The sequence below is a fragment of the Mesorhizobium subarcticum genome, from assembly GCF_055456085.1.
Genome location: NZ_CM144237.1, coordinates 3931281 through 3944196, shown reverse-complemented (window position 1 = coordinate 3944196; position 12916 = coordinate 3931281). Strand labels below are relative to the sequence as shown.

General features: G+C 63.2%; 13 protein-coding genes and 1 other RNA gene. 7 read left to right on the top strand and 7 right to left on the bottom strand.

Going from position 1 to position 12916, the window contains the following annotated elements:
* Window positions 1-63 precede the first annotated feature (63 nt).
* Genes modC through modA form a run of 3 tightly spaced genes read right to left on the bottom strand, consistent with a single transcriptional unit; the run spans window position 64 to window position 2697 of the window.
* Window positions 64-1176: a molybdenum ABC transporter ATP-binding protein gene (modC, locus tag ACZYHG_RS19280; RefSeq protein WP_464609919.1), complete on the bottom strand. Its 1113-nt coding sequence runs from the start codon at window positions 1174-1176 to the stop codon at window positions 64-66.
* Window positions 1173-1877, bottom strand: coding sequence for a molybdate ABC transporter permease subunit (gene modB, locus ACZYHG_RS19275; RefSeq protein ID WP_464609918.1), 705 nt, complete (start codon window positions 1875-1877; stop codon window positions 1173-1175). The genes modC and modB overlap by 4 nt, the downstream gene beginning before the upstream one ends.
* 25 nt (window positions 1878-1902) lie before the next feature.
* Window positions 1903-2697 (bottom strand): molybdate ABC transporter substrate-binding protein, encoded by a 795-nt coding sequence (gene modA / locus ACZYHG_RS19270; RefSeq protein WP_464609917.1) that lies wholly within the window; start codon window positions 2695-2697, stop codon window positions 1903-1905.
* Between the two features lie 170 nt (window positions 2698-2867).
* Between modA and ACZYHG_RS19265 the strand changes: the two genes are divergently transcribed.
* On the top strand, window positions 2868-3077 hold the full coding sequence (locus ACZYHG_RS19265; protein WP_464609916.1) for a TOBE domain-containing protein: 210 nt from the start codon (window positions 2868-2870) through the stop codon (window positions 3075-3077).
* A gap of 11 nt (window positions 3078-3088) precedes the next feature.
* Here ACZYHG_RS19265 and ACZYHG_RS19260 read toward each other — a convergent pair whose 3' ends face one another.
* Together ACZYHG_RS19260 and ACZYHG_RS19255 are read right to left on the bottom strand one after the other, a co-directional pair.
* Window positions 3089-3883, bottom strand: coding sequence for a thymidylate synthase (locus tag ACZYHG_RS19260; RefSeq protein ID WP_464614736.1), 795 nt, complete (start codon window positions 3881-3883; stop codon window positions 3089-3091).
* A gap of 179 nt (window positions 3884-4062) precedes the next feature.
* Entirely contained in the window at window positions 4063-4374 is a 312-nt protein-coding gene (locus tag ACZYHG_RS19255) for a DUF2853 family protein (RefSeq protein ID WP_464609915.1), read from the bottom strand.
* A gap of 169 nt (window positions 4375-4543) precedes the next feature.
* Between ACZYHG_RS19255 and ssrA the strand changes: the two genes are divergently transcribed.
* Window positions 4544-4903, top strand: a transfer-messenger RNA (tmRNA) gene (gene ssrA / locus ACZYHG_RS19250).
* Between the two features lie 111 nt (window positions 4904-5014).
* Window positions 5015-5569 (top strand): AAA family ATPase, encoded by a 555-nt coding sequence (locus ACZYHG_RS19245; protein WP_464609914.1) that lies wholly within the window; start codon window positions 5015-5017, stop codon window positions 5567-5569.
* Between the two features lie 60 nt (window positions 5570-5629).
* Here ACZYHG_RS19245 and ACZYHG_RS19240 read toward each other — a convergent pair whose 3' ends face one another.
* Window positions 5630-6835, bottom strand: a complete 1206-nt coding sequence (locus ACZYHG_RS19240) for a multidrug effflux MFS transporter (protein WP_464609913.1) — start codon at window positions 6833-6835, stop codon at window positions 5630-5632.
* Between the two features lie 190 nt (window positions 6836-7025).
* Here ACZYHG_RS19240 and ACZYHG_RS19235 point away from each other — a divergent pair, with 190 nt between their 5' ends.
* The 4 genes from ACZYHG_RS19235 (at window position 7026) to ACZYHG_RS19220 (ending at window position 8870) form a co-directional block, all read left to right on the top strand.
* Window positions 7026-7715 carry a TetR/AcrR family transcriptional regulator gene (locus ACZYHG_RS19235; RefSeq protein ID WP_464609912.1) on the top strand — a complete coding sequence of 230 codons (690 nt, stop codon included), beginning with the start codon at window positions 7026-7028 and terminating at the stop codon, window positions 7713-7715.
* Between the two features lie 145 nt (window positions 7716-7860).
* Window positions 7861-8400: an SspB family protein gene (locus tag ACZYHG_RS19230; RefSeq protein ID WP_464609911.1), complete on the top strand. Its 540-nt coding sequence runs from the start codon at window positions 7861-7863 to the stop codon at window positions 8398-8400.
* 17 nt (window positions 8401-8417) lie between these two features.
* Entirely contained in the window at window positions 8418-8621 is a 204-nt protein-coding gene (locus tag ACZYHG_RS19225) for a DUF4169 family protein (RefSeq protein WP_464609910.1), read from the top strand.
* 24 nt (window positions 8622-8645) lie between these two features.
* Window positions 8646-8870, top strand: coding sequence for a ribbon-helix-helix domain-containing protein (locus ACZYHG_RS19220; RefSeq protein WP_464609909.1), 225 nt, complete (start codon window positions 8646-8648; stop codon window positions 8868-8870).
* A gap of 28 nt (window positions 8871-8898) precedes the next feature.
* On the opposite strand, the gene ACZYHG_RS19215 is transcribed toward ACZYHG_RS19220, so the two are convergent.
* Window positions 8899-12864, bottom strand: coding sequence for an AsmA family protein (locus ACZYHG_RS19215; protein ID WP_464609908.1), 3966 nt, complete (start codon window positions 12862-12864; stop codon window positions 8899-8901).
* Window positions 12865-12916: the final 52 nt, after the last annotated feature.

Here is a 12916-nt window from a genome sequence, read left to right as displayed (position 1 = left end):
ACGCCCGATCTCATACTAGAAGCTCTTCGGCAAAACCGCTATTCCAAAAAGACATAGCGATTGTCATCCATCCGCCTCGACGGGCAGGCCGGCGCCGGTGTTCGCCCGGTCAAAGCTCACAGTCTTGATGACCGCGAAAACCTTGCCGCCAAGCTGAAGCTTCAGCACCTGTCGCGATTGTTCGGTGATGCGAGCCAGCACGGTTGCGCCATTGCAACTGATGCCAACCTCGACCGCCGGCCCCTCGCCCGGGCTGATCGCGACGATCGTGCCGGGCAGGATGTTGAGCGCGCTGAGCCCCGTGGGCTTCACGGTGGCGATCATCACATCGCGGGCACGGATGCGGATGCGCACGGGAGCGCCGGTCGCGATTGCAAGGCGCGGCACGCGGATTTCGCCGGCGGCCGAGGCGAGCACGGTCATGCCATACACCTCGTCGTGGCGCAGCACCTTGGTGTCGAGCACCGCACCACCCTCGCCGCGCTCTTCGGCCGGCAAGAGATCGAGCCTTTGCATCACCGCCTTGGTCGGACCGCTGGCGACGACCTTGCCTTGCGCCAGCGTCACCACGTCGCTCGCCAGCCGCGCCACCTCGGCGACCGAATGGCTGACATAGACGATCGGAATCTTCGTCTCGTCGCGCAGCCGCTCGATATAGGGCAGGATCTCGGCCTTTCGCGCTTCGTCGAGCGAGGCCAGCGGCTCGTCCATGAGCAGCAATCTCGGGCTGGCCAGCAGTGCCCGGCCGATCGCCACGCGCTGCTTCTCGCCACCCGAGAGCTTTGCCGGGCGCCGCCCGAGCAGCGGAGCGATGCCGAGCAAGTCGACAACAGCATCCATGTCGGAATAGCGCTCGGCGGCCGGAGTGAAGAAGCGGCCGTAGCGCAGATTGCTGGCGACACTCATATGCGGAAACAGCCGCGCGTCCTGGAACACCATGCCGATGCGGCGCTTGTGCTTCGGTATGAAAACCCCGGCGTCGGTATCGACCAGCACGCGACCATCGACCTCGATGCGGCCCTTGTCGGGCCGGATCAGGCCGGCGATCATGTTGATCAGCGTCGTCTTGCCAGAACCTGACGGCCCGAACAGTGCCGTCAGCCGTCCAGCACTCTCGAAGCGGACGTCGATGGCAAAATCGCCGAGCCGATGGCTGATGTCGACGAGGACGCTCATTCGATGTCCATCCGCCGCCCGACCCGCCGCGCCAGCACTTCCGAGGCGACCAGTGCCGCCATCGAAATGATGATGGAAATCAGCGTCAGCCGCAGCGCACCCTCATCGCCGCCCGGCACCTGCGTAAAGGTGTAGATCGCCGAGGGCAGCGTCTGAGTCTCGCCGGGAATGTTGGAGACGAAGGTGATGGTGGCGCCGAATTCCCCCATTGCCTTGGCGAAAGCCAGGATGGCGCCGGCGATCAGCCCGGGCAGGATCAACGGCAGCGTGATGGTCGCAAACACCCACAAAGGATTGGCGCCAAGCGTTCCCGCCGCCGCCTCCATCTTGCGGTCCACCACCTCGATCGACAGCCGGATCGCCCGCACCATGAGGGGAAAGCCCATGATGCCGCAGGCAAGTGCCGCACCTGTCCAGCGAAACGAGAAGACAATGCCGAAATGCTCGGCCAGGAAGGCGCCGGCCAAGCCCCGCTTGCCGAAGGTCAAAAGCAAGAGATATCCGGTCACGACAGGCGGCAGGATCAACGGCAGATGAACCAAGCCGTTGAGCAGCGTCTTGCCCCAGAACTGGCCTCGGGCCAGCAGCAGCGCGATCAGGATGCCCGGTGGCAGGCTGAAAAGCATCGCCACCGTCGCCACCTTGATGGACAGCCGGACCGCATTCCATTCGTCGGGACTGAGGTCCAGCAGCCAGTTCATAGTGCGAGGTAAAGCCCCTTGGACCTCAGTTGCTCGGCGTCAGCACCGTGAAGCCCTGATCCTTGAAAAGTGCCCCGGCCTTTACCGACTGCAGGCATTTCAGGAAAGCCGCCGTATCCTTGTCCTTCGAATCGGCGGTTTGGGCAACCGGGTAGATGATCGGCGGATGCGAATCCTCCGGGAAGGTGCCGACCACCTTGACGCCCTTTTCGGCATGCGCGTCGGTGGCATAAACGATGCCGAGCGCTGCCTCGCCTGTCGAAACCAGTTTCAGTGCCGCGCGAACATTCTCGGACTGCGCCACCTTGCCTTCGACAGACGACCAGACGCCGAGCGATTCAAGCGCCGCCTTTCCGTATTTGCCGGCCGGTACTGCCTTGAAATCGCCCATGGCGAGCCTGCCGTCGCCGATCAGCTTGGCGAGGTCAAAACCCTTCTCGATCTTGGTCTCGACTTTCGAATCTTTCGGCGCCACCAGCACGATCTCGTTGCCGAGCAGCTTCACTTCAGTGTCCGGCTTGGTCAGCTTCTTGTCGGAGAGATATTTCATCCAGTCGAGGTCGGCCGAGATGAAGACATCAGCCGGTGCCCCGCCCTCGATCTGTTTGGCCAGCGCGGAGCTGGCGGCATAGGAGACGGTCGCGGCCTCACCGACATCGGCCTCGCATACCTTGTTCACGGCATCGAGCGCGTCTTTCAGGCTGGCCGCGGCAAAAACGACGACCTTGTCCTCAGCGCGAGCGACCGGCGCCGCGGCCATCAAGGCTGCCGCAAAACCGCCAAGGGCGATCGCCCTCAATCCGAACCCTTTTCGCGTCATGAAAATTCTCCCTGGGTTTAAAATCCGACCGGCTCGAGCCTACCAACCGATATATCCATATGAACATAACAAGGGAAGACTTTTTGCCCGACGCCGGCATTGTATCTGGAAGTCATCGCGGCCTACGATGAACCAGGCTGGCTACAGCGAAAGATAAAAGGAGACGTACAATGAAGATCAGCGCCCGCAACATCCTCAAGGGAACGGTCACCGAGATCGTCAAGGGAGCCACCACTTCGCATGTCAGGATCGACATCGGTGGCGGCACCGTCGTCACCGCCTCGATCACCAACGAGGCCGTCGCCGACCTGAAGCTCGAAAAGGGCAAACAGGCCTATGCCGTGGTCAAGGCTTCGGACGTGATGATCGGCATCGACTGAAGCTTGCCGCTCTAGACGGCAATAGGCGCCTTGATCGAAGCATCGGCGACGTAGTTTTCCAGCCGGAAATCGTCGAAGCGGAACGCAAAGAGGTCTTTGACCTCCGGATTGATCCACATCGTCGGCAGCGCCCTTGGCGTGCGCTTCAGCTGCTCGCGGGCCTGCTCGAAATGATTTGAGTAGAGATGCGCGTCGCCCAGCGTGTGGACGAAATCGCCCGGCTTCAGCCCGGTCACCTGCGCCACCATCAGCGTCAGCAGCGCGTAGGACGCGATGTTGAACGGCACGCCAAGGAAGATGTCGGCCGAACGCTGATAGAGCTGGCAGGAAAGCTTGCCTTCCGACACGTAGAACTGGAACAGGCAGTGGCAAGGCGGCAGCGCCATCGCCTCCACCTCGGCTGGATTCCACGCCGAAACGATCAGCCGCCGCGATTGAGGATTGCGGCGTATCTCCTTGAGAAGGCCAGCGATCTGGTCGATCGAGCCGCCATGACCATCCGGCCAGGAGCGCCACTGCTTGCCATAGACCGGGCCGAGGTCACCATTCTCGTCGGCCCATTCGTCCCAGATCGAAACGCCGTGGTCGGTCAGGTACTTGATGTTGGTGTCGCCGGCCAGGAACCACAGCAATTCATGGATGATCGACTTCAGGTGGAGCTTCTTGGTGGTGGTGACCGGAAAGCCGCGCGCCAGATCAAAACGCATCTGGTAGCCGAAGACAGAGCGCGTGCCGGTGCCGGTGCGGTCACCGCGATCGGCGCCGTTGTCCAGTACATGCTGCAAGAGGTCGAGATATTGGCGCATCGGCTCCGGCTCGATTCGAGATTTCACCGATCATAGCGCATGTACGCGCTGACGCCATGCCTGTCTGAAGTCTTCCCCACCCGGATAGGGAGCGGGCCCCTCGTCACAACTCGCTCCAGCAAGCCGAAGGCGCGGAAAACCGCGCTAGTCGACCGCCAGAGTAGAAATTATGAGGGGTCTCAGAGGGAGCCGAGTTTGCCCAGATCCTTGGCCACCAGGTAATAGAAGGTCACGCGGCTCTTGGTATTGTCGGCGTGCATCGCCTTGCAGGTCTTCTGGATCGAGGCATCGGCTTTCGCCCCGTCGCTGACGCCGAGCTTCTTGGCGACCCAACTCTCCTTGACCCGCTCCAGTTCCTTCGGGTCCGTGCAGGACACCAGCGAGGAGTCGCGGTTCCTGAGCGCGATGCCCAGATGCTTGACGATCTTTTCGACTACGCCGGCACTTGCCGAGGCATCGTACTTCTTCACGTCTGCAAGATAGTCGGCCATCAAAATTCCCCTCGTCGGCGCCACGGATCCGGTCGATGAGGGTTGTGGCGCGCTGCTGCAACTTGTGCGCTAGTCGGTAACTCCTCACCGCACGCAAAGCTTCGGTTGAGACCGCGCCCAAGTCAACCCTTTGGCGTCGCGATTTGACACGGGGACAAAGCCCGATTGCGGCCTTTCAATTTCCATGATCGCCCCCTATATTCGTTTTGTCGGCTTGACCGACTATGGCGATAAATGGGCGATGAAATAAGCCGTTCGGACCCGGGGGCGGTACCCGGCGCCTCCACCAAAAGCCGCTGTTGACGACAGAGCGGTTTTTGATGGGGGCGAAATAGGATCGACGAAGGTGTAAAGATCGTACTTTTGCCCGGCATGGTACCACCGTCATCGGGCTAAACCTGTAGTTGCAAATGACAACTATGCGGAAGCACGTCTCGCCGCGTAAGCGGTGCGATAGCTTCAAATCAAGCCCTAGAGGTTCGCACTTCTAGGCGGGGTTCGGAGGTACCTGGCAACAGAAACCTCCACTTCTCCCCCTTTTCAATATTCGTCACGCGCAACGGCAGTCCTCTGCCAGATTTCGCACGGCCGGCAGGCCGCGAAACCCCTGCGCCGCGAACCTCCCTTTCCATGGATAAAAATGCAAAACGATTCCGATCGATTCTTCGTGCTGACCGGCGGTCCCGGTTCCGGCAAGACCACCCTAATCGAGGCGTTGAAACAGGCAGGCTTCGCAACGGCGCCGGAGGCCGGACGCGGCATCATCCGCGACCAGATGGCGATCGGCGGCCCTGCCCTTCCCTGGCAGGACCGAGCGCTCTTCGCCGAACTGATGCTGTCCTGGGAGCTTCGCTCCTGGCACGCGGCCCAAGCTGAGTCCGGTCCAGTCTTCTTCGATCGCGGCGTGCCGGACACGATCGGCTACCTCAAGCTTTGCGGCCTGCCGGTGCCGGATCACGCCGCCAACGCAGCGGAGAAATTCCGCTATGCGCGTCGGGTCTTCATCGCGCCGCCCTGGCCGAAAATCTTTGCACAGGATGAAGAACGCAAGCAGACGCTTGACGAAGCCAGACGCACCCATGGTGCGGTGGCCGGCGTCTATGTTGAGCTCGACTACGAGCTGGTGCCCCTGCCACTGGCGCCAGTCGAGGAGCGCGTCCGGTTCATCCTCGAAGAGACCGGCCTGCGCGCATGAAATATCTGCGGGCATGAAAAAGACCGGGAAAACCCGGCCTTTATCACATATTGGTCGTGCTTATTCCGCTGGCGCCTCGACGGCTTCACGCGAGCGGCCGAGCGTGAACTTGGCCAGCGTGAACGAGATCACAGCGCACAGCGTGATGCCGGCGACCATCGGCAGCGGCGTGCCGTCGAAGAACACGCCGGCGACGCCCATGGCGAGCGCGCCGATGGCGAAGTGCAGCGTGCCCATCAGCGCCGAGGCGGTGCCGGCGATTTCGCCATGCTCTTCCATGGCCAGCACCGAAGTGGTCGGGATAACCAGGCCAAGGAAGCCGTAGCCGACGAACAGCAGGGCCGCCATCACGTCCAGCCGGTCGACGCCCGTCGCCATGATCGCGAACAGCACCACCATCGTGGTCGCATAGCCTGTCACCGCCACCCAGACGACACGCTTCAGCCCGAAGCGCCCGGCCAGCAGTCCCGTCAACTGCGACATGCCGATGAAGGCCACCGCGTTGATCGAGAAGAACACGCTGTAGACCGAAGGCGACAGCCCATAATGGTCGATCAGGATGAAGGACGAGCTCGACAGATAGACGAAGAAGCTCGCAATGCCGAAGCCGGCGATCGCCACCAGGCCGAGGAAGTTGCGGTCACCCATAAGCAAGCGATAGGCCGACAGGGCGGTGCCGAACGAGGAACCAACGCGTTCTTCCGCCGGCCGCGTCTCCTTGAGCGCGGTCGCAAGCAGAATGCTGGCAAGGGCTGCCGCACCGGTCACCGTCCAGAACACAGCGCGCCAGCCGAAAGCCTCGATAATCTGGCTGCCGGTCAGCGGCGCCAGGATCGGCGACACCGAAAACACCAGCATCAGCAAGGACATCAGCTTGGCCGCCTCATTGCCGGTGTGCAAGTCGCGCACGATGGCGCGCGGCACAGCCATGCCGGCGCTGGCGCCAAGGCCCTGCAGGAAGCGGAAGGCGATCAGCCACTCGATGGTCGGCGCCATTGCCGAGCCGATGCCACCGACCATGAACAGCGCAAGGCCGCCATAGAGCGGCAGCTTGCGGCCGACCATGTCGGAGATCGGCCCGACGACGATCTGGCCAAAACCCATCGACAGGAAGAATATCAGCAGGCTCATCTGCACAGCCGCCGTGCCGGCGTGCAGATCCGCGCCGATCGACGGCAAAGCGGGAAGATACATGTCGATGGCAAACGGGCCGATGGCGGACAACAGGCCGAGCACGACCGCGATGCGGAGGAATTTGGGACTCATGATAGTGGCTTCTTTCGAATTCTGGTTGCCGCCGCCAGGCGACGTCTAACCCTAGGACGTTCCATCCCGCGAGATCCCGACTCCCCAAGAGCGAATTCTATTCGTCTCTCCAGCGCGAAATCTCTTTGTATCGTGTCCACAAATTTAGACACTCTTGTCTAAATCGTCAATCACCTCTATATGGATTTTCATGAGACCGGGCTTTTCTCCTGACATTTTTCCGCCACGCGGCCATGAGGCCAAACGTCTGTCGATCGTTGACGCCGCAGCCGGCGTTTTCTGCCGGGAAGGTTTTGCCGGCGCCAATATCGACCTGATATCGGCGGAGGCCGGTGTCTCGCGCCAAACCGTCTATAATCATCATGGCGACAAGGAAAAGCTCTTTATCGCCGTCGTGCGCGACCTCACCGAGCGCTGCAATGTAGGCATCTTCGCCACCATTGCCACCTTTCCGGACCAGCCAGGCGATCTCGAAGCCGACCTGATCGGCTTTGCCGTGCGCCTCAACCAGAACTGCATCTGCAACCGCGATGGAAAATTCCTGCGCACGCTGATCCAGACCGAGGGCGAACGCTATCCCGAACTGTTTGCCGAATGGCGCGAACAGGGCCCGGGCAGGACATGGCCGGCAATCGCCGCCCGCTTCGCCCGCCTCGCCTATGGCGGCCACCTCACCATAGATGATCCCGACGTCGCGGCCCGCCAGTTCCTCAGCCTGGTCAACGCCGACCTGCAGACGACTTTTATGCTCGGCGGTACGCCGAGCGAGGACGAAGTCCTGCAATCGGCAACCAATGGTGTGCGCACCTTCCTGCGCGCCTTCGGCAAGCACCCTTCCCCCGGCAGCGTCAAAAAGCACGTTGCGCTGGCTAACGCATAAAATTTGCGCTTGCCCGAAGCCGGCTTGGCGATCAAATCATTCGCAATAGTCCTCGTCTCAGTGCGGCGGCGGCCTATATCAGGTTTACGCCGCCCTCAAGCTTGATTACAGCTATGCGGACGATTCAACGGAACCCGACCAGCACATGGCCGACGACCACATCCGCTACGACATTCTGGCCCAGGAGGCATTGCGCGGCGTCATGCGCAAGGTCCTGGCCGAGGTCGCACGCACCGGCCTCCCCGGCAACCATCACTTCTTCATCACCTTCCTGACCGGCGCGCCCGGCGTGCGCGTCTCGTCGCGGCTGCGCGAACGCTACCCCGAGCAGATGACCATCGTCATCCAGTTCCAGTATTGGGACCTGAAAGTGACCGACACCGGCTTCGAAGTCGGCCTGTCCTTCTCCGACGTGCCGGAGAAACTGGAAATCCCGTTCTCGGCCGTGCGTGGTTTCTATGACCCATCGGTCAATTTCGAGCTCGAGTTCGACGTCAAGACCGACGCGCCGGCCGAAGAGGAACCGGCCCAGTCGGCGCCCGAGCCTCTGACCATCGTCTCCGAAAAGAAGCCGAAGGCCGAAAAGAAAGCCGCGGCCGCCGAAGCCGAGAAAAAGCCCGCTGCGGCCGAGGCCGGCGCCAAGGGCGCCGAAGTGGTCTCGCTCGACGCCTTCCGCAAGAAATAAGCCAGGCGGTCCGCGCCATGGCCGATATCGTCAATCTCCGCCAGGCTCGCAAGCAGAAGGCGCGGGACGAGAAGGCGCGCGCCGCCGACCAGAACTGGGCCCTGCACGGCCGTTCCAAGGCTGAGAAGCAACGCGACCAGCTGATCGCCGACAAGGCCGAGAACTTTGTCGCCGGCCATCGCCTTGAGCCGTCCAGCAAGCCCGGCAAGGACAAGCAATGAGTGTTCGGCAATGAGCGTTTGGCCGTGAGCGCCGTCGAAAAGCGCTCGGTGACCATTCGCGGCCATCGCACCAGCTATTCCCTCGAAAAGCCCTTCTATGACGATCTCGTCGCCATCGCGGCGGTGAGAAAACTGACGCTCGCCGCACTCGTGGCCGAAGTCGACGAGACGCGGCCCCGCGACACCAACCTGTCCTCGGCGCTGCGGCTGCATGTGCTGGAGTGGGCGAAGCGCGGGGCATACGTTTAAGCCCGGCGCTCCGGCTCGTCCGACCACCCTACTGCAACGACTTCAAGAGATTGTCGATCGTGAACGGATTGGCCTTTGGCTTTGCTGGCGGGTTGTCGCTGGCTTCGGGCAGCGGGGCGCGCTCGACCTTCGGCTCGGCGGCCTTGCGCTCAGCCTCTAGTCGCGCTTTTTCCTGCGAAGCGATACGCTTCGCCTCCTCGGCCTTCTGCCGCTGGTCTTCATCGGCCTGCGCCTTGGCTGCGTCGTCGGCGGCCTGCTGCTCGGCCGCAGCCTTTGCATCGGCATCAGCCTTGGCCTTCGCGTCGGCATCAGCCTTGGCTTTGGCCTCGGCATCGGCCTTGGCTTTGGCGTCCGCGTCGGCCTGAGCCTTGGAGTCGGCTTCGGCCTTTGCCTGCGCGTCTGCCTCGGCTTTCGCCTTGGCGTCGGCTTCAGCTTTCAGCCGCGCCGCTTCCTCCTGCTGGCGCAATTCTTCCGCCGCCTTCTCGCGCGCATCCTGCAGCGCCGCGTAGTAGCGCACCTCACGCCGCAGCCGCTGCTTTTCGAGCAGCGCCGCCTGCATCGCCTCGACGCGCTGCTGCTCTTTTTCCAGCGCGCGCTGGGTCAGGAACTGCGCCAGCGGTTCGCTGTCGAACTGCCGCTTGACAGCGCCGAACGGCCCTGCGGCGGTGAAATTGACGACCGGCTCGGAGCCGACCAGCGCCTCGTCGCCGGGCTTGTAGGTGATCGCGCCCTTGGCGGAAACCGTGCTGGTGTTGAGGTCCGCCGTGATATCCGCCAACAAGGTCGCCGCCGGATTTTCAAGGCTGACTGGCGGCGCTCGCAGCGTACCGCCAGCAATCGTGAAGGCGATGTCGGCATCCTTGGCGGCGAAATTGCCGGCGGCGGCGATCTCAGGCGCAAAGCCCGCGGTCTTGGCCGCGTCGATGTCGCGCCCGATCGCGTCCGCCTTGGCGAGGAGCGCGCTGAATGCGTCGGGGTTGACGCCGGCGACCTGCAACCCCTTGAGCGTCGCTGTACCGGAACCGGACAGGGCAGCCACCATCGCATCGACCGACTTGCCGCTGGTCGACAGCGTCGTCGAGAAATCGCCGCTGCCGGTGATGCCTGCATCCGGCAACACATTGGCGAGATCCGCACCCGCCAGTTTCATCTGGCCAGTGAAGAGCCCTGTGCCCTCATTGTTCTTCAACTCGAACAGGCCGGTCAGCGCCCCGCCAAGGAGTTTCGCCTTGAGGTCCGAAACCCGGATGCCCTCCTTGTCGAGCTTGAGCGAAAAGGCAGCACCATAGGCGGTGGCGAACGGGCCGGCGGCAAGGGCTGCCGTCGTCAGGTCGAGATCGGCGGTGAACGGCAGGCTGGATTTCTGGCTGAAGGGTGCCGCCGGCCAGGCGCCGCCCTTGTCAGCCCCATTTTTGTCCGCAAGGAACGCGGAATCGCCGAAAAGCGCTACGGCCATCGGATCGAGGTCGAGCTCGTCGAGCGCCAGCGCGCCGGCCAGATGCGGCACGCCGTCCTTGGCGTCGACATTGATGTCGCCGGAAACGGCCGCCTCGTTGATGGCGCCGCTGACATTGTCCAGCACCAGCAGGCCGTTGCCATAGTCGCCTTGTGCCGAGAGCGACGTCGACATGCCCGCCCCCATGCCGGGCAGACCGATGCCCGATGTCATCAGCCAGGGTTCGATGTCGGCGGCATCGAGGTTGATCTTGCCCTTGGCAGTAGGCCCTTGCGGCGTGTCCGCAACGGTTCCGTCGAAGCTCGCCTTGAAGTCGGCGCCTGTGAGATTGAAACTTGTCGCCAGGCCACCGCCAAATGTGCCCTTGGCCGAAATATCCGTCGTTGCCTCGCCCAGCATGCCGAGCGGCAGCGCCGGCAGGCCGTAAAGTGCCAAAAGGGCGGTGGCGTCCGCATTTTTGGCATTGAAGGTCAGCGTCACCGGCGCGTCGAGCAGCCTGTCCGGCGCCCCCTTCCCCGACAGCGACGCCGAAAAGGCCGAGCCGCCGGCCTTGCCCTGGCCGCTCACCGCCAGCCCGGTCGTGCCATCCCCATTGTCGGCGGCACTTGCCACAAGGTCGACGCGTGCATCCTGGAACAGGTCGGGATAGGCGGCGGCACGGCTCGCCAGCCCTTTCAGCACCGCACTGTCTGGATAATGCTGCGCGGCAACGTCGATCAGCGGCTTCAGGTCGACAGCGACGACCGAGGCGTCGAGCTTGCCGGTCGGGCTCGCCGGGAAATCCTTGATCCGGCCCGTAGCGCTGATCGAGGCGCCGGCCAGCCCGCCGACCGAGAGCCGGTCGACTTCGAGCAACCCGTCACGCAGCCTGAGCGCGGTATCGACCGTGTCGGCGGTCAGGCCGCCTGCGCTCACCGGACCGGCCTTGATCTGGAAATCGAGGTCGCTGTTGGCAAAGCGGTTGGCGCCCTTGTCGCTGACGAAAATCGAGGCAAACGCGGCCAGCCCATCGACATCGAGCTCGCCGCCTTCCAGCCGCATCAGCACCGACGGTCTGGCGTCGGCGGGTTGGCTGGAATCGATGCGGCCGGAGAACTTGGCCTTGCCCAGGATCAATTCGAGATCGCTGAACGCCTGGTGGTTTTCCGAAAGGTCGACCTTGGCCTTGAAGCCGGCGGCCGGCAGACGGCGGATCGCCTCGTCGACATCCTTCGACAGCCAGGCGGCAAAGCCCGAGGGTTGCGCCACGGCCAGCAGCAACGAGCCGGTGAAGCCGAAATGGCCCTGCACATTGAGCGCAAGCATGCCATCGGCTTCCAGCGTCGTCCGGCCCGGCAAGGTCGCGGCTAGGGACTTCACCTTCCATCCGCTTTCAACCGGTTCGGCCGACAGATGCACGTCGCGCACGGTGGTGTCACCGGCCACCACCGCCGGAAGTTTGACCTCGACGGTGCCGGGGATGGCCGGCTTCGGCAGGTCGAGCAATGCCTGCTCCAGCCCGGCAATGCGCTGGTCCAGCGTCAGGCCGGTGCCGGCCTGAGCTCCCACCGCCTCGTCGAGCTTCACCTGCGCGCCATTGGCCTCAATGGCGAAGCTCGGCTTCAGGCCGAGATCGACCGAAGCCTTGCCGTCGGCGGTGTAGGGATTGTCCAGCGGTCCCGTCTCGAAACGGAATTCGTCGACGCCAAGCTTCTGGTGGTCGAGCGCGAACTTGCCGTTCAGCCGGAAGCCCGGGTCGGGCTTGCCGGCGCTGACGTTCACCGTCTCGCCATCGGTGCCGCGCAGTTCAGCGCTGTTCTTGTCGGCACCTGAGATCTTGAAGTCGCCGGAATAGACGGCGGCGCCATTGACGATGCCGGCATTGCCGTCGGTCTCGATGACCAGCGGATAGGCATCCGGATCGGCTTTCACCCGCAATCGCATCTGCCCGGAGCCTTCAGCCTTGCCGGTCGACGCTGCGACCGTGGTACGAAGCCCGTCAAGCCGCAGCGTGCCGTCCATGCGCCAAGGGCCGGCCAGCGACTTGGCCGAAATGGTCGAATTGATCTCGGAGATGAAATGGCTGCGACCGCCGGCGGCATGGCGCAGCTCGATCTGCCCCTCCGTCACCGTCAGCTTCTCGATCGAGATCTGGTTGAGGTCGAAGGGCGAGGATGGTCGCATCGCCCAGTCGACAGTGCCATCATTGGCGATGTCGATGGTCGCCTTCGGCCGCACCAGCCGCATGTCGAAGATCAGCACCTCGCCGCGCAGGAACGGCGCCAACTCCGCATCCATCGAAAACGTCTCGACGGTCATGGCCGGCTGGCCATTCGGGCCGCCGGCGACGGCGACATTGGAAAAGGTGACCGAGGGGAACGGCAACAGCCTTGCCGTTGCGTCGCCCTGCACGGTCACCTTGCGGCCGAGGATGGCGCTCGCCTCGCGCTCGAATTCAGCGCGGTAGCCGGTCCAGTCGACAAAATACGGCACCACCAGCGCCGCACACAGCACCAGCACAAACAAACCACCGAAGATCACGAACAGGCGTGCGAGCATCAGCTCCGAACAGGTTGATTGAAATCTGCCGCACTCTACCCGCATCCGCGTG

Excerpts from the sequence above, each read along its gene's own strand:
- modC (WP_464609919.1), bottom strand. The coding sequence starts at position 1,176 with ATGAGCGTCCTCGTCGACATCAGCCATCGGCTCGGCGATTTTGCCATC.
- modB (WP_464609918.1), bottom strand. The coding sequence starts at position 1,877 with ATGAACTGGCTGCTGGACCTCAGTCCCGACGAATGGAATGCGGTCCGG.
- modA (WP_464609917.1), bottom strand. The coding sequence starts at position 2,697 with ATGACGCGAAAAGGGTTCGGATTGAGGGCGATCGCCCTTGGCGGTTTT.
- ACZYHG_RS19265 (WP_464609916.1), top strand. The coding sequence starts at position 2,868 with ATGAAGATCAGCGCCCGCAACATCCTCAAGGGAACGGTCACCGAGATC.
- ACZYHG_RS19260 (WP_464614736.1), bottom strand. The coding sequence starts at position 3,883 with ATGCGCCAATATCTCGACCTCTTGCAGCATGTACTGGACAACGGCGCC.
- ACZYHG_RS19255 (WP_464609915.1), bottom strand. The coding sequence starts at position 4,374 with ATGGCCGACTATCTTGCAGACGTGAAGAAGTACGATGCCTCGGCAAGT.
- ACZYHG_RS19245 (WP_464609914.1), top strand. The coding sequence starts at position 5,015 with ATGCAAAACGATTCCGATCGATTCTTCGTGCTGACCGGCGGTCCCGGT.
- ACZYHG_RS19240 (WP_464609913.1), bottom strand. The coding sequence starts at position 6,835 with ATGAGTCCCAAATTCCTCCGCATCGCGGTCGTGCTCGGCCTGTTGTCC.
- ACZYHG_RS19235 (WP_464609912.1), top strand. The coding sequence starts at position 7,026 with ATGAGACCGGGCTTTTCTCCTGACATTTTTCCGCCACGCGGCCATGAG.
- ACZYHG_RS19230 (WP_464609911.1), top strand. The coding sequence starts at position 7,861 with ATGGCCGACGACCACATCCGCTACGACATTCTGGCCCAGGAGGCATTG.
- ACZYHG_RS19225 (WP_464609910.1), top strand. The coding sequence starts at position 8,418 with ATGGCCGATATCGTCAATCTCCGCCAGGCTCGCAAGCAGAAGGCGCGG.
- ACZYHG_RS19215 (WP_464609908.1), bottom strand. The coding sequence starts at position 12,864 with ATGCTCGCACGCCTGTTCGTGATCTTCGGTGGTTTGTTTGTGCTGGTG.